A 16,280-nucleotide genomic window follows, 5' to 3' on the forward strand; every position below is an offset into this window, starting at 1 on the left:
CGCCGAGCGCGTGTCCACTGCGGTGCGAACCGCAGGATGGGTGAATGCGCGGAGGGTGACGCCACCCATCAGCGCCGCAGGTCCTTGAGGATTTCGCGCGCGGCGTTGCGCCCCGGCAGGCCGGTCACGCCGCCGCCGGGATGCGTGCCCGAGCCGCACAGGTACAGATGGCCGATGCGGCTGCGGTAGTTGCCCTCGCCCAGCAACGGGCGCGCACTGAACAACTGGTCGAGGCCGAGCGAGCCGTGGAAGATGTCGCCGCCGAGCAGGCCAAACTCGCGTTCGAGGTCGAGCGGCGTCAGCGCCTGGTAACCGAGCACGCTGCGCGCGAAGTTCGGCGCCTGCGCGTCGACGGTATCGATCATCAACCTGGCGACGGTGTCGCGGTGCGCATCCCAGCCGCCGTCGGCGTCGGCGATGACCGGATTGACGTGCTGGCAGAACAGGCTGGCGACATGCGCGCCCGCAGGTGCGACCCGGCCGTCGACCAGGGTGTCGTCGAGCGTTGACGAGATCACCAGTTCGACGATCGGCGCGCGGGCCCAGCCCGGGTTGTGCTCGCGCGACTTGGCATCGAAGTAGGCCTGCTCGAAATACCGCAGCGACGGTCCGATCAGGATGCCGCTCTGGTGGTGCGGTTGCAGCACGCTGCCGGGCGCGGCGGTGAAATCGGGCAGTTCGCTGAGCGCGACATTCATCCGGAACGTGCCCGATCCGCAACGATAGCGGGCGATGCGTTGGGCGGTGTCGTCGTCGAGCACGCCGGGTTCGATCAGCCGCGTGTACAGCAGCTTCGGATTGAGGTTGGAGACGAGGGTCCTGGCCAGCAGCTCGCGGCCGTCGGCCAGCGCGACGCCGATGGCCTGTCCGTCGCGCGTCAGCACGCGCGCGACCTCGGCGCCGGTGACGATGTCGACGCCGCGCGCGGCGCATTCGCGCGCCATCGCCTGCGTGATCGCGCCCATGCCGCCGATCGCATGGCCCCAGACACCGGTCTTGCCGTTGACCTCGCCAAACACGTGGTGCAGCAGCACATAGGCCGAGCCCGGCGTGTAGGGGCTGGCGAAGTTGCCGACCACCGAATCCCAGCCCAGCGCGGCCTTCAGCGGCTCGCTTTCGAACCATTGGTCGAGCAGTTCGCCGGCCGACTTGGTGAACAGGTCCATCAGGTCGCGGCGGCCGCGCATGTCCAGGTGCTTGAGCTGTCGTGCGACCGCGATCGAACCCAGCCAGTCGGCCAGCACGAAGCGGTCGGAAACGTTGGGCGGGGTGCGCCCCATCAGCGCACGCAGCACGACGACGACGCGGTCGAGCATCGCGTAGTACTGCGGCAGGCGCTCGGCATCGCGACGCGACCACGCCGCGACCTCGGCCAGGCCGTCGGGTCCGCCAAGGCGGAACGAGCGTCCTCCCGGCAGCGGCAGGAAGTTCGAGAACGGGCGCTCGACGACGCGCAGCCCGTGCTCGACCAGGCGCAGGTCGGCGATGACCTGCGGGTTCAACAGGCTGACGGTGTAGCTGGCGACCGAGTTGCGGAAACCCGGATGGAAACTTTCGGTGACCGCGGCGCCGCCGACGACGCCACGACGCTCGAGTACGCAGACCTTCAGTCCGCCCGCGGCGAGGTAAGCCGCGCAGACCAGGCCGTTGTGGCCGCCGCCGATGATCAGTGCGTCGTAGCCCGACGCCAGCGCGCGCGCGGCCATCAGCGGCGCGCCGCCGGCAGCATGCGCTCGACCAGGTCGGCCAGCAGCGACGCCGCCTGCGGGCGCCCCAGTGCGGCCGCCGCGGCCGCGGCCTGCGGCAATGCCTCCGGCGAGGCGAACAGCTGTTCCAGCCGCGTCGACAGCGCCTGCGGCGTCAGTTCGGCCTCGGGCACGTGCCAACCGACGCCGGCGTCGGCCAGGGTCTGCGCATTGCGCCGCTGTTCCTCGCGCGAGCCGCCCTGCGGCAACGGCACGAAGATCGCCGGGCGACCGATCGTCAGCAGGTCGGCGGCGGTGGTCGCGCCGGCGCGGGTGATGACCAGGTGCGCATCGCGCAGGCGTGCGCCGATGTCGTCGAAGAACGGACGCACCTCGGCATCGACGCCTGCGGCCCGCAACTGCGCCTGCACGTCCTGGGCATCGTCGCCCTTGTATTGCAGCGACAGTCGCAACCGATGGCGCAGCGGCGCCGGCAATGCCAGCAGTGCCGGCGGCACGACCTGGCCGAACACCTGCGCGCTCTGGCTGCCGCCGACGACCAGCAGGTGCAACGGCGAGGTCGCCGAGAACGCCGGATAGTCGCCCCGCGCCTCGAGGATCGCGCGCCGCACCGGGTTGCCGGTCTCGCGTACGCGCGAGGCATCGAAGCCGTCGGCACCGGCGATCTGCGGGAACGAGATCGCCAATCCATCGGCGAAGCGCAGCAATTGCTGGTTGGCCTTGCTCAGGCGAGTGGCCTGCTCGTGCAGCAGCAGCGGGATGCCGAGGCTGCGCGCCGCCAACGCCGGCGCAAAACTCGGATACCCCCCGAAACCGACCATGACCTGGGCCTTGCGCCGGCGCAGGTCGCCGCGCGACTGCAGCCATGCACGCGCGATCGTCCAGGCCGCCTTCAATTTGCGGCCCAGACCGCCCTCCAGGCTGCTAGCCGGCAGCACCACATGGTCGATGCCCTGCAGCGCCAGCGTGTAGGCCGCACCGCGCCGCTCGGTATGGATCACGACCTCGTGGCCGCGCGCCTGCAGTTCGCGCGCCAGCGCCTCGGCCGGAAACAGGTGCCCGCCGGTGCCACCGGCGGCCAGCGCGATCGTCGCGGCGACACGGGGGGCGACGGCCGCCCCTGCTGCGACAGAGGCTGATGCGGTCGGGAGAGGGGACGTCTGGGAGGCGGACGGAGCGGAGACGGATGCGTTGGACATGGGACGGCCGGCGGACAACAGGCGATGACTATAAAGCAGCGCCCGGCGCATCCCGAACCCTCGCCATGCGCCCGGGAACAACCGCGTTCAGCGCTGTCAATGCGCACAACGTCGCATGCCTGCGGCAGGACCTCGACGGAAGGCAGGGGCGATAATCGGACACCCCCACCCAGCAGGCTTTGCCCGCCATGCCCGAATCCCGTATCCGCCACGTGCCGCTGCGCGAGCGCATCGTCAGCGCCGAGACCGCCGCCGCCCATATCGCGCCGGGCGCGACCGTCGCGATGAGCGGCTTCACCGGCTCGGGCTATCCCAAAGTGGTGCCGGTCGCGCTGGCGGCCCGCATCGAACAGGCGCATGCCGCCGGCGATGCGTTCCAGATCCGGCTGCTGACCGGCGCCTCGACCGCCCCCGAACTCGATGGTGCGCTGGCCAAGGTCGACGGCATCGCGTTGCGGCTTCCGTTCCAGAGCGATCCCGATGCGCGCAAGCGTATCAACGACGGCAGCCTTGCCTACATCGACGCGCACCTGAGCCATGTCGCCCAGCACGCCTGGTTCGGCTTCTATGGCGATATCGACGTTGCCGTCATCGAGGCCACCGCGATCCGCGAGGACGGCGGCATCGTGCCGTCGACGTCGGTCGGCAACAGCAAGACCTGGCTGGACCTGGCGAAGAAGGTCGTCGTCGAGGTCAACAGCTGGCAGCCGCCGGAACTCGAGGGCATGCACGACATCTATTACGGCACCGCGTTGCCCCCGCTGCGCCGGCCGATCCCGCTGGAACATGGCGACGACCGCATCGGCGAGACCGCGTTGCGCGTGGACCCCCACAAGATCGTCGCGATCGTGCAGACGCATGCCCCCGACCGCAACAGCCCGTTCGCGCCGGCAGACGCCACCAGCCAGCGGATCGCCGGCCACCTGATCGAGTTCCTGCAGCACGAGGTTGCCAAGGGCAGGCTGCCGGCGAACCTGCTGCCACTGCAGTCGGGCGTCGGCAACATTCCCAACGCGGTGCTGGCGGGACTGGCGAACAGCGGCTTCCGCGACCTCAGCGCCTTCACCGAAGTCATCCAGGACGGCATGCTCGACTTGCTGCGCGACGGCGTGCTGAAGTACGCGTCGTGCACCGGGTTCGCCCTGAGCCCAGCGGCGAACGAGGTCTTCAAGCGCGACATCGCGCTGTACCGCGAGAAGATCATCCTGCGCACGCAGGAGATCAGCAACCATCCCGAGCTCGTGCGTCGCCTGGGCTGCATCGGCATGAACGGCATGGTCGAAGTCGACCTGTACGGCAACGTCAATTCGACCCACATCATGGGCACGCGCATGCAGAACGGCATCGGCGGTTCGGGCGACTTCGCGCGCAACGGCTTCCTGTCGATCTTCCTGAGCGCGAGCACCGCCAAGGGCGGCAGCATCTCGTCGATCGTGCCGATGGTCAGCCATGTCGACCACACTGAGCACGATGTCTCGATCGTCGTCACCGAACAGGGCTTGGCCGACCTGCGCGGGCTGTCGCCGAAACAGCGCGCGCGCGTGCTGATCGCACAGTGCGCGCACCCCGACTACCGCGATGCACTCAACGACTACTTCGAACGCGCGTTGCGCGACAGCTACGGCAAGCACACGCCGCACCTGCTGCCCGAGGCGCTGTCATGGCACCAGCGCTGGCTCGACAGCGGCACGATGCTGCCTGGCGGCGCCTGAGCGTCCCCAGAACCTGTTGACGATCTGTCGCGAGCGCAGTCAGGTGGCATGTGGCGTGCATACCAGTGAAGATCAGGCAGAAAGCGCAGTGTACGTGCAGGCATACGAGCAACCGAGCATCGCACGCGCGCCCGATGGCAAGCGCAGCAAGATCGTGTACAGGTTCTCAGGCCCGGGAGGTACGCACCCGCACTGCATGCCCGTTACGCCTGCGGGCACGCGTCCGCGCTGCAAGCGTCCTGCACGTCGGCCACCACGTCGAGGACGAAGAATGCCAGCTTGCGCGAACGCGGCAACTGCTTGAGCTGCCATTCCGCCCGCGAGGCGGTCGAACGGTCCGGATAGCCGCGGCTGGCCAGGATCCGCAGCGGTGGATGCGCCCGCGTATAGCGCGCCCCCTTGCCGGCGACATGCGCCTGGAAACGTCCCGGCAGGTCGGTGGTGATGCCGGCGTAGTAACTGCCGTCCTGGCATTCGAGCAGGTACAGCAGCCAGGGCGAGGGGACGACGGTCATGCCCGCCATTGTCCGCGAATCGCTGGCCCCTGGGCAGGCATGCCGCCAGCCATGCGGCCTGCAGGCGCTGCGTGCGGCGTCAATCGCGAAGGTAATGCGGCCGGCTGTCGAACCATTCGCGCGCGCCTTTCAGATGCATGCGCCGCTGGTCGCCATTGATCTCCATGCCGGCGCCGAGCACGCCCCACTTGGCATAGAGGTCGCCCGTACGCTGCTGGCCGCGCAGGCGGAAGCGTCCTTCGACCTGGAAGCGGTCGTTGGCGGCCTGCATCCGATCGAGCACGAGGGTCTCGCCCTGCCATTGCAAGCGGCCCTTCAGCCGCGCCTGGCCGTCATCGACCAGCCGGCCGATCCAGGCCGGATAACCGGCACGGTCGGAGAACAGCGCCAGCAGGAAGCCGACATCCTTCATGCGCGCATCCAGCGTCGCGCCGACCTGGTTGCGCTTGGCCCAGCGCACGTCGCCGCTGGGCATCTGCAAGGTCGCCCACCAGCCATCCCGGGTGCTGCCATCGGCCTCGGTGAAGCCGACATTGCGCAGCTGCACCGTCGAACCGCCAAGGCTGAAATGCCGGGCCTGCAGGTCGCCTCGGCGCAGCCGCGCATCGATCGCGATGTCACCACGCATACGCACGCCCGCCGCGACCAGTTCGGTGCGCGGGCCGCGCACCTGCAACCGGCCTTCGCCGAGTTCGCCTTCGCCATCGATGCGCAGGTCGCCGGTCAGCGTGCCGCTGCCGCCGGTGAAGCGCAGCGCCTCGCTGGGCAGGTAACGGTTGTACGCACGCAGGTCGGGCACGCGCGCATCGCGGAAGCGCACCTGTCCGCGCAGGCTGTCGCGCAGTTTCGCCAGCTCGTTGGCGGCGGTCAGTTCAAGCTGCAGGTCGCGGCCGGTGACGTAAGGCCGCGCGGGCGCATCCGATGGCGCGATGCCGAAGCTGTCGAGCTTCAGGTCCAGCCGTGTCGCGGACACGCCATTGGCCGCAGGCTTGATCATCGCCAGCAACTGGCCGCTGCCGCGCACGTGATTGCCCATGACATCGGCCGACGCTTCGACGTCCGGCACGCTCAGGCGACTGCCGTCGGCAAGCTTGCCCTGCGCGATCTGCAGGTCCATGTCGACGACGCCACGCCCGGCCAGGTTCAACCAGTCGGCCTGCACGAACAGTCCGCTGACCCAGTCCAGCGACGGGAAGTGCCACTGCCCCTTCAGATGTCCCGATACGCCGGCCAGGCGCGCGCGCCAGTTGCCGAGCGGCAACGTGTTGCCGGCGACACGCAGGTCGGCATCCAGCGACAGGTGTTTGCCATCGATCGCCGGCACGATCGCGCGCACGCGGATGTCGTCGTCGACGCTGACCGTGGCGTCGAGCGTGTTGCTGACGCGACGACCGGCGGGATCGATCGCGATCAGCGGCGCATGCAGGTGCAGCGACCCGCCCGGTGCCAGCCGTCCGCGCACCAGCGACAGGCTGCCCTGCACCCGCCCATTGCCGGGCACGGCATCGAAGCGGTAGCCCTTGTCGACATCATGGCTGGCTTCCAGCGCCACGCCGGTGCCGTCGATCTCCAGCGACGCCTGCAGCAAGGGCAGCTTGTCGAGGCCGCGCACATCGCGGGCGACATGCCGATCGAGCGAGAACGTGCTGGCGATGCGGGTGTCCTGCAACAGCATCTTCCCGCCCAGCGCCAAGCGCGTGTCGGCGAACGCGACCGTCGACGGATACAGGGTCACCGGTCCGCCACGCAGTCGCTTGTCGAACGCCACCGTGCCCTGGCCCTCTCCCGTGAGACGCCAGTTGCCGAGTGTCGCCTCGCGGATGCTGTCGCTGCTGATGCGGTCGAAACGCAACATCCAGCCGCCGGGGCGCGCCGCCGGCACGGGACGCTCGGTGTCGGCCTCGACGATCTCGGCATGGACCTCGCTGGCGTCCACCCAGGGCACACGCAGTTCGCGGCGCAGCAGCGGCAGCAGCGCGATCGCGCCCTGCGCCCGCGTCGCCCGCACCGACCATACCGTCTTGCGCACGTGGCCCTGCAGGTGCACGTCCGACAGCACCACACGCCCCGGCCACCAGGTCCAGCCGCTGCCCCACTGCATCTGGAAGGCGGCCGGTTTGCGGTTCACGGTACTGTGTCCGGTCCCGGTGTTGAGGAAGACGTTGCCGGCGACCAGGTACGCCAGGTACAGCGCCAGCAGTGCGCAGCCCAGCCACACGACGATGCGGCGCAGCCGTCGCAGGCCTGGCCGCGAGGGCGATGCGGCGCCACGGGAGGTGCGCGCGGGCGTGGGCGGCGGCCCGCCGGGCATGGCCGCCGGCGGAGGGGAATCGGAAGAAGGCGGAGACGTCATGCCGCCAGCATGCCCGAACCCTGTGCATGGCGGATGTTGACGGGCCTTGGCGCCCACGTTGCCAAGGGCGGAGATGTCCCGGAAATCCGGCGAAAGACAGCAGGCATTCAATCTGCGATTGCTAGCGTGGGTGGACGACGCTTCTGTCTGCTGCCCTTCCCGGAACCCCGCGATGAAGCACCTGCCTCCCGTCCTGTCGCTGTCGCTGCTGCTGGCCGCAGGCCCCGTGCTGGCTGCAGACACCCCCGCCGACACCGGACCGCAAGCGTCATCGAGCGCTACCGCGACCGATCCGGCCGCGCGCAGCGCACTTGATCTCAGCCTGCCCAAGCAGGCCGACACCGGCGCGCTGGCCGACGCTGCCGCAGCCAGGCCCTTCGACGCGGCAGCGGCCGATGATCGTGTGCCGGCAACCGCCGCGACCGCCGCCATTGGCGAATACGCGCCCGCGTACATCGCCGATCCGCCCGGCACCTACTACGGCGACCGCAGTGGACGCGCGGCCCCGTCCGGCGTGCTGACCCGCGAAGCGGCCGCCTGCGACGGCCAACTGCACGGCAGCGTCTCGATGGGCATGGGCTACTCGCGTCGGGGCGGCAACAGCAACTGGCAGGCGACCCAGCTCAATACCTGCAAGCGCTACGTGACCGACAGCGGCAAGGAGCGCCAGGTCGGCCTCAGCATCAGCGTCGGCCAAGGCAGCGGGCCCGGATACTGGGGTGGCTATGGCGGTGGCTATGGCGGCCCCGGCGGCTATTACGGACCCGAGGCCGGCTATTACGACGGCCGCTACGACGGCCGCTACCCTGGCCACTACGATGGCTTCGGCGGCCCCGGCCCCGGCTGGCGCGGCATGCCGTCGCCGGTCTGGTAAACGCCGTCTGATAGTTGCGATCTGGCAGTTGCACGCGTGGCAATCGCCCGCGTAGCGAATGCCGCGACGACGGTCACGGCAATACGAGCATGCGGATCATCCACATGTCAGTGTCCACATGCCACTGATCTGCGCGCGGATGTTCTACGACTGAGCGACGACCGGGCGCGTCCCTGCGCCCTCCATCAATATCCTGCCGCGACGACGCGGCGTCGCGTCGCATCACCAGCGCCAGCGCAGCCCCACGCGGCCATTGAACCCGCTCGCGCCGCTGCGGAAATCGCGCTCGGCACGCACGAACGCCTCCACGCCCCCTGCGGTTACCGCCGTCAACGCCAGTTCCGCGCGCCCATAGCTGTCCTGCGGCACGTCGGTGGCGTCGATCGCTTCACCGCCGTACCAGAGCTGGGTCGTGTTGCGACCGCGATGCTCCTCGATCGCATAGAGGCCGAGGCTGGGTACCCAGCGCGTCTCCTGCTGGCCCAGTTGCCCACCCAGGCGCACACCGAGGCGGCTCTGCAGGCTGTCGCCCCGCTCGAACTCGACACGCGCGGTCGCCGTCTCCAGATCGTCCAGGCCGGCGCGGACCCAGCTGGCGCCGATCACCGGCTCAACCCACAGGCCATCGCCCAGCCGCAGTCCGGTTTCGAACTGCAGGCCCAGGGCCGTGCCAGCGAGCTTGCCGCCCAGCGTGGCTTCGCCGGTCCGCAGGTCGCCGCTGTAGCGGTCCAGCTTGGCCAGGCCCTGTGCGAAGAAGAGGCCGCGGCCATACGCAGCGTAGACGCCAACGTTGGCGCCGTTGAGCTCATAGCGACCGGGGCTGCGCGAGAACTGTAGCGAGTAGTCGGTGTAGCCCAACGTCACGCCGAGCGCGCCATGGTCCGTGCCATCGCCCCACTGCCATTCGTGTCCCAACTGCAGGCCGCGCCATTGGCTGTCGGTCGACAGGTCCTGCACCAGGTCGCCGCTGCCGAGGTCGAAGCTGCCGCTGTTCTCGAAGTCGCGACCACCGCCATGCGCCTGCACCCAGCCACCGCGACCGGGCGCCCCGTCCTGCGCCCTGCGGACATCACGCATCGCCAGCATCCGCGCACTGACCGCATCACCCGACTTCAGCCAGAAGTCCTGGCCGGCGGTGATGCCCTTGAGCAGCTCGAACGCCGCCGTGCCCGGCACGGCCTTGACCACGAAGCGGTTGTTGACCGGATCGAACACGAGGTCGTAGCCGACCAGGCCGTCACCGATCGCACCGAGGTCGAGCGTGAACTCGTTGCCGGTCAGCGCCTGCTCCGACGCGATGATCGAGATGCCTTCGAGGTTGAAGCCGGGCGCGGACGCGGTATTGTTGACCACGATCCGCGTGCTGCCCTGGACGGCGTCCACGGCCAGCGAATCGCTGGCACCGCTGGCGAAATCGACATCCACCGCCAGCACGCTGCCGGCATTGCCGACATAGACCGTGCCGGGCATGGACAGGCGGTCGCCGGTCTGGCCGTTGACCAGGTTGACTGTGCCGTCGTTGACGAACGTGGTCAGGTTCAACAGCGAGGTCACGCCGGTGCCCGGCGCCTCGAACAGACCGCTGTTGCGCAGCACGTCGTTGCCAGCGCCGAAGTCGCTGGTGCCGGTGGCGATCCAGGTGCCGATGTTGTTGAACACGTCGTCGCCGTCGGTCAGCCGGATCGAGCCGATGATGGTGTTGCTCTGGTTGTTGATCGTGGCCGCGCCGCCGACCACCTCGATCGCATGGCCCTGGCTGGCGGAGATCTCGCCCAGGATGTTGATGGTGCTGCCGAGCGCGGAGGACAGCCAGACACCGCTGACGCCGGACACCTGTCGGCCAGCGCCCACGTCGAGGGTGACGTGGCCGGCATCGGACTGGGCGTGGATCGCCTGGCCGCGGGTCGACGACACGTCGCCGCTGACCGAGATGGCGACATCGCCAGACGCACTCCAGGCATGGATGCCGTGCTGATCGGCCACGATCTCGCCACTGACGATGTCGACATCGCCGCTGCCGCCAGCATGCACCCACAGGCCGGAGGCGCCTTCGCCGCTGGCCTGGGTCCGGCCCGCCTGCACGGCGATGTCGCCGTCGGTGTGGACCACGATACCGTGCGCATGGGCGCCGCGCGTGGTGACCGTGGCGGAGGCGAGATCGACGGCCCCGCTGGCATCGACCATGATGCCGACCGCATCCTGTCCCTGCGTGTCGACGCTGCCGCTGGTGATGTCCACCGACGATGCGCCGTTGACCCGGATCGCCGTCGACATCACGCCCGAGGTCGCCACCGTGCCACTGTCGATGACCACCGCGCCCTGCCCGCCCTGCGCGGAAATGCCATAGGCGGGCACCGGGCCGCTGCCGTAGTCGTGCGGCTCGCCCTGCACGACGATCGATCCGGAGCGCACGCTGACGCCTTGCCCGCGCGCCAGGATGCCGGTCGCATTGGCACCGGCCACCGAGATCGTCCCGCTGTCGACCGATACGGCGCCGCCGGCGCTGATCGCGTAGATGCCATGCGAGTTCAGCCCCTGCGTGGACACCTCGTCGCTGCTGACGGTCACCGTGCCGCTGCCGGTCGTGGTGGCGAAGAGCCCGATCGCGTAGTCGCCCTGCGTCGACACGCGGCCGCTGTCCAGCGTCACCGATGCCGTCGAACCACTGCTGCCGAATCCGACCTGGGCGCCGACACCATAGGCCGCCAGGCCATGGGTCTCGACTTCACCGCTGCGCACGGCGACATTGCCGAAGATCGAGCTGCCCCAGACGCCGGCACCGGCAATGCTGGCCAGTCGTCCGAACGCGTCGTTGTCGGCCGGGAACCCGCCGTCGTACAGCGACTGCACGCGCCCGGAATCGATCGTGATGTCGCCGGCATGAGCCAGCACGACGATGCCGTGGCTGCCTTCGCCCGACACCGTCACCGACGCGCTGTCCAGTTGCGTGTCTGCATCCCCGGCCTCCACGGCGATGCCTTCGGCGAAGCGGCCGCTCGTCGTGACCTCGCCGCTGTCGATGCGGAGGCTGCCATCGGGTTCGATCTGCGCGACATCGATGCCGACGGCGAAATCGCCGGCCGTGTCCACGCGCGTGCTGTCGACCTCGACGACGCGACCGCCGCGGACGCGGATGCCGGTGGCATGGCTGCCGGCGGTCTCGACACGGCCGCTGACGATCCGCGTGGTGCCCTGCCCGCCGTCGGCGAAGATACCGTACGCGCCCAGCATGCTGCCGTCGTTCTGCTGCTCCGAGCCTCCCCGGGTCACGACGCTGTCGGACTGCACGCTGATGTCGAGCGGTGCGCGCGCAAGGATGCCGTACGCGGTATCGCCCGAGGCCGCGGCATGGCCGCTGGCCACATCGACGGACCGGTTCAGGCTGACGGCATAGACCGCGTGCGCGTTGTAGCCCTGGGTCACGACGCTGTCGCTGAGCACGGTCACGTCGCCGCCGCCCCGCGCGAAGATGCCGATGCCGTAGTCGCCGCGCGTGAGCACGCGCCCGCTGTCGACAGCGACGCGTCCCAGCGATGTCGCGTCGCTGTAACCGGTCTGCGCGCCGATGCCGTAACCGGCAACGGACGCAGTCTCGACATCGCTGGCACCGACGCGGACGTTGCCCATCACCGAGCTTGCGAAGATGCCGGCGCCGCTGACGTTGGCCAGCATGCCGTACAGGGGCTGGTCTTCCGGGAAGGGGCCGTCATAGCGCGTGGCCACGCTGCCGGCCTCGACGGTCAGATCGCCGGAGTACGACAGCAGCACGATGCCGTCGGACCCTTCCCCGGTCACCAGCACGCGATCGGCCACGACCGTGATCGCACTGTCGTTGGAGGTGCCGCGGATGCCGTTGGCATAGCGCCCGCTCGTTGCGGCCTCTTCCACCGTCACCGAGGTCGCTGCCGCACCCGGCTGCGCGTCGCCCAGGTCGATCGCAGGCTGGAAGTCGGCGCTGGTCTGCGCACTGATCGCCCACGCCATCGTGGGCGCCAGCATCCCTGCGGCCAGGACACCGGCCGCCAGCAGCCCGCCAGGCCGGGCGGCCGCTGCGGCGCTGCCTGCCGTCGCGTTCGCGGTGCCACGTCGTCCGGTGGCGCGCGGGCCTGTCCTGCGACAGGCCAGCTCCGATGCCACGACCCAGGTACCGGTCGCCTCGTTCCATACCCTGCTGTAGATCCTGTTCATCGTCGTTCCCCTGGTTTCACGACAAAGTGTTGGTGCGGCCGTGCGTCTGCACGTCGTCAGTCGACGGCGATCACCATGGCGATGCCGTGCTCCGGATGCGGAACAGACGGATCATCGGCAAGCCCTGCGATCGCAGGACAGTCCCTTATCGGGCTTGACAAGCCCGGGTCTGCCGCGCTGCCGACAGGCCTGCCGGGCGCGGCTGCGTTTGAACATGCCCGCGCGTTGTGTTTACCTGCCATGGATCCGACGCCACCCCACAGCGCCGGACTATCCAGGGCAAGCATGGCCATCCACGCGGCGATCCGTCACCTGACCCACTATGTCTATGACCGTCCGGTCCAGTTGGGCCCACAGGTCATCCGCCTGCAGCCGGCGCCGCATTCGCGGACCAAGGTGCTCAGCCATTCCCTGCGGGTGCAGCCGGCGCAGCACTTCGTGAACCTGCAGCAGGACCCGTACGGCAACTTCCTGGCGCGCTTCGTGTTCCCTGAGCCGGTGACGGAGCTGAGGATCGAGGTCGACCTGGTCGCCGACATGACGGTCTACAACCCGTTCGACTTCTTCGTCGAGGAAGTCGCCGAGCAATGGCCGTTCGCCTATCCCGACGACCTCGCGCCGGACCTGTCGATCTACCTGCAGCCCGAACCCACAGGGCCTGCGCTGGCGGCATTCCTGGCCGGCATCGACCGCACACCGCGCAACACCGTGGATGTTGTCGTCGACCTCAACGCACGCATCCAGCGCGCGACCGGCTACGTGATCCGCATGGAGACCGGCGTGCAGACGCCGGAGGAGACCCTACTGTTGGCGTCGGGCTCGTGCCGCGATTCGTCCTGGCTGCTGGTGCAGGTGCTGCGTCACCTGGGGCTGGCTGCGCGCTTCGTGTCGGGCTACCTGATCCAGCTCAAGCCCGACCTGGTGTCGCTGGACGGCCCGGCGGGCACCGACCACGACTTCACCGACCTGCACGCCTGGTGCGAGGTCTACCTGCCCGGCGCCGGCTGGATCGGACTGGACCCGACCTCGGGCCTACTGACCGGCGAGAGCCATATCCCGCTGGCAGCCACACCGCATTACCGCAATGCCGCACCGATCAGCGGCGGCCTGACGGTGCTGGCGTCGCCATTGCAGACCGAACTGCGGACCGACTTCGATTTCGACATGCAGGTCGCGCGCATCGCCGAGCATCCGCGCGTCACCCGGCCGTTCCCGGATGCCTCCTGGCAGGCGCTGGACGCACTCGGCGAGGCGGTCGACGTCGCGCTGCGCGAACAGGACGTGCGCCTGACGATGGGCGGCGAGCCGACCTTCATCTCGATCGACGATGTCGAAGCCGGCGAATGGAACACCGACGCGGTGGGACCGACCAAGCGTGCGAAGGCCGATGCACTGATCCGCCGCCTGCGCGATCGCTTCGCACCCGGCGGCTTCCTGCATTACGGACAGGGCAAGTGGTATCCGGGTGAAGCGCTGCCGCGCTGGACGTTCTCGCTGTACTGGCGCAAGGACGGGGAACCGATCTGGCACGACGCGGCCCTGATCGCGCGCGAACGTCCCGCCGAAGACGAGGCCGGAACCACCGCCGAAGCCACGCCCGCCGCCGCCGATGCCGCGCGCCTGCTGCAGGCGATCGCGGGCGACCTCGGCATCGCGGCGGACATGGTCGTGCCCGCGTTCGAGGATCCCGGCGAATGGCTGCTGAAGGAAGCCAACCTGCCCGGCAACGTCGACCCGTCCAATCCGGAGCTGCAGGATGCCGAGGCCCGCGCACGGATGTCGCGCGTGTTCGCACGCGGCCTGACCGCGCCAGCGGGTTACGTGCTTCCGGTGCAGCGCTGGAACAGCCGCGCCGACGAGACCGCGCGCTGGCGCAGCGAGCACTGGAAGACCCGGCGCGGCACCTTGCTGCTGGTCCCCGGCGATTCGCCGGTCGGCTATCGCCTGCCGCTGGGCGCATTGCCGCATGTCGCGGCGATCGACTACCCGTACGTGGTGCCGGTGGACCCTTCCGTCGATCGCGTCCCGCTGCCCGCACCAGAGGCATTGCGTGATGCATTGCATGCCGGCAGGGCCACGCCGTCCCAGTATGCGTCGCAACCTGCCGCCGCGTTCAACCCCGACACCGTCGCCAGCCAGCGCCAGGTCGAGCAGACGCTCGGCGATGACGGCGTGCCCGGCAGCGACATCGACGGCGCGATCCGCACCGCGTTGTCGGTGGAACCGCGCGCGGGCTATCTGAGCGTTTTCATGCCGCCGGTGGAGCGCCTGGAGGATTACCTGGAACTGGTCGCGGCCGCCGAAGCCGCCGCCCGCGACCTCGGCCTGCCGGTCCAGATCGAAGGCTATGCCCCGCCGCAGGATCCGCGCATCAACGTGATCCGGGTGGCGCCCGATCCCGGCGTCATCGAGGTCAACATCCATCCGGCCGCCCAGTGGCGCGACTGCGTGGCCACGACCGAAGCGGTCTACGAGGAAGCGCGGCAGACTCGGCTCGGGACCGACAAGTACATGATCGACGGCCGGCATACCGGCACCGGCGGCGGCAACCACGTGGTCGTGGGCGGCGCGACGCCCAACAACAGTCCCTTCCTGCGTCGCCCGGACCTGTTGAAGTCGCTGATCCTGCACTGGCAGCGGCATCCGTCGATGTCCTACCTGTTCTCGGGACTGTTCATCGGTCCCACCAGCCAGGCGCCGCGCATCGACGAGGCGCGCCACGACAGCCTTTACGAACTGGAGATCGCGCTCGCGCAAATTCCTTCAGTGCATGCAGATGCAGATGCCGACCGAGACGCCCCGCCGCCGTGGCAGGTCGATCGCCTGCTGCGCAACCTGCTGACCGACGTCACCGGCAATACCCATCGCGCCGAGATCTGCATCGACAAGCTGTTCTCGCCCGACGGACCGACCGGCCGGCTGGGCCTGGTCGAGTTCCGCGGCTTCGAGATGCCGCCCGATGCGCGGATGAGCCTGGCGCAGCAACTGCTGGTGCGCGCCTTGGTCGCGCGTTACTGGAAGACACCGCTCGATGGCGGCTGCGTGCGCTGGGGCACCGCACTGCACGACCGCTACATGCTGCCGCACTACCTGTGGCAGGACTTCCTGGACGTGCTCGACGACCTGGCCCGGCATGGCTTTGCGCTGCGTCCGGAATGGTTCGAGGCGCAACTGGAATTCCGCTTCCCGTTCTGCGGGCAACTGCAGGTCGGCGACGTACGCCTGGAGCTGCGGCAGGCGCTCGAACCCTGGCATGTCCTTGGCGAGCAGGGCGCGATCGGTGGCACCGTGCGCTATGTCGACTCGTCGGTGGAGCGCTTGCAGGTCAGGCTCGAAGGCTGGAACCCGCAACGCCATGCCGTCGCCTGCAACGGCCGCGAACTGCCGCTGCACGCCGCGGGCCCGGCCGGCACCGCGGTTGCCGGCGTGCGCTACAAGGCCTGGCAACCGGCCTCGGGCCTGCATCCGCTGCTGCCGGTGGACGCACCGCTGGTGTTCGATCTCTACGATCGCTGGAGCGGCCGTGCGATCGGTGGCTGCACGTATCACGTGGCGCATCCGGGCGGCCGCAACTACGACAGCTTCCCGGTCAACGGCAACGAGGCCGAAGCCCGCCGGCTGGCGCGCTTCCTGCCCAGCGGGCACACACCGGGACCGTACCGGCTGGCCGCGGAAACGGTCTCGCCCGAGTTCCCGCACACCCTGGACCTGCGACGCCGGATGCGACAATAGC

General features: G+C 69.4%; 8 protein-coding genes. 3 read left to right on the top strand and 5 right to left on the bottom strand.

Annotated elements, in window-relative coordinates; all coding sequences use genetic code 11:
- Positions 1 to 68 precede the first annotated feature (68 nt).
- Together ACYX7E_RS12000 and ACYX7E_RS12005 are read right to left on the bottom strand one after the other, a co-directional pair.
- The gene (locus ACYX7E_RS12000) at positions 69 to 1,706 is read right to left on the bottom strand and encodes a phytoene desaturase family protein (RefSeq protein ID WP_462080807.1); all 1,638 of its coding nucleotides are present in this window, start codon (positions 1,704 to 1,706) and stop codon (positions 69 to 71) included.
- A complete protein-coding gene (locus ACYX7E_RS12005; protein ID WP_462080808.1) occupies positions 1,706 to 2,905 on the bottom strand; it encodes a UDP-N-acetylglucosamine--N-acetylmuramyl-(pentapeptide) pyrophosphoryl-undecaprenol N-acetylglucosamine transferase in 1,200 nt (399 codons plus the stop codon). Before ACYX7E_RS12005 ends, ACYX7E_RS12000 begins: the two co-directional genes overlap by 1 nt.
- A 188-nt stretch (positions 2,906 to 3,093) precedes the next feature.
- Here ACYX7E_RS12005 and ACYX7E_RS12010 point away from each other — a divergent pair, with 188 nt between their 5' ends.
- Positions 3,094 to 4,617, top strand: coding sequence for an acetyl-CoA hydrolase/transferase family protein (locus tag ACYX7E_RS12010; protein ID WP_462080809.1), 1,524 nt, complete (start codon positions 3,094 to 3,096; stop codon positions 4,615 to 4,617).
- Between the two features lie 203 nt (positions 4,618 to 4,820).
- Here the strand turns inward: ACYX7E_RS12010 and ACYX7E_RS12015 are convergent, their stop codons facing one another.
- A complete protein-coding gene (locus ACYX7E_RS12015; RefSeq protein WP_462080810.1) occupies positions 4,821 to 5,132 on the bottom strand; it encodes a GIY-YIG nuclease family protein in 312 nt (103 codons plus the stop codon).
- A gap of 79 nt (positions 5,133 to 5,211) precedes the next feature.
- Positions 5,212 to 7,485 (bottom strand): hypothetical protein, encoded by a 2,274-nt coding sequence (locus tag ACYX7E_RS12020; protein ID WP_462080811.1) that lies wholly within the window; start codon positions 7,483 to 7,485, stop codon positions 5,212 to 5,214.
- Positions 7,486 to 7,657: 172 nt separating this feature from the next.
- Here ACYX7E_RS12020 and ACYX7E_RS12025 point away from each other — a divergent pair, with 172 nt between their 5' ends.
- Positions 7,658 to 8,359, top strand: a complete 702-nt coding sequence (locus ACYX7E_RS12025; protein ID WP_462080812.1) for a hypothetical protein — start codon at positions 7,658 to 7,660, stop codon at positions 8,357 to 8,359.
- Positions 8,360 to 8,581: 222 nt separating this feature from the next.
- Here the strand turns inward: ACYX7E_RS12025 and ACYX7E_RS12030 are convergent, their stop codons facing one another.
- A complete protein-coding gene (locus ACYX7E_RS12030; RefSeq protein WP_462080813.1) occupies positions 8,582 to 12,547 on the bottom strand; it encodes an autotransporter domain-containing protein in 3,966 nt (1,321 codons plus the stop codon).
- 285 nt (positions 12,548 to 12,832) lie between these two features.
- Here ACYX7E_RS12030 and ACYX7E_RS12035 point away from each other — a divergent pair, with 285 nt between their 5' ends.
- Positions 12,833 to 16,279 (top strand): transglutaminase family protein, encoded by a 3,447-nt coding sequence (locus ACYX7E_RS12035; RefSeq protein WP_462080814.1) that lies wholly within the window; start codon positions 12,833 to 12,835, stop codon positions 16,277 to 16,279.
- Position 16,280 lies beyond the last annotated feature (1 nt).

Source organism: Luteimonas sp. RIT-PG2_3 (assembly GCF_054902115.1).

Bases quoted from the DNA above. Each gene is read 5' to 3' on its own strand.
- ACYX7E_RS12000 (WP_462080807.1), bottom strand. From the start codon at position 1,706: ATGGCCGCGCGCGCGCTGGCGTCGGGCTACGACGCACTGATCATCGGC.
- ACYX7E_RS12005 (WP_462080808.1), bottom strand. From the start codon at position 2,905: ATGTCCAACGCATCCGTCTCCGCTCCGTCCGCCTCCCAGACGTCCCCT.
- ACYX7E_RS12010 (WP_462080809.1), top strand. From the start codon at position 3,094: ATGCCCGAATCCCGTATCCGCCACGTGCCGCTGCGCGAGCGCATCGTC.
- ACYX7E_RS12015 (WP_462080810.1), bottom strand. From the start codon at position 5,132: ATGACCGTCGTCCCCTCGCCCTGGCTGCTGTACCTGCTCGAATGCCAG.
- ACYX7E_RS12020 (WP_462080811.1), bottom strand. From the start codon at position 7,485: ATGACGTCTCCGCCTTCTTCCGATTCCCCTCCGCCGGCGGCCATGCCC.
- ACYX7E_RS12025 (WP_462080812.1), top strand. From the start codon at position 7,658: ATGAAGCACCTGCCTCCCGTCCTGTCGCTGTCGCTGCTGCTGGCCGCA.
- ACYX7E_RS12030 (WP_462080813.1), bottom strand. From the start codon at position 12,547: ATGAACAGGATCTACAGCAGGGTATGGAACGAGGCGACCGGTACCTGG.
- ACYX7E_RS12035 (WP_462080814.1), top strand. From the start codon at position 12,833: ATGGCCATCCACGCGGCGATCCGTCACCTGACCCACTATGTCTATGAC.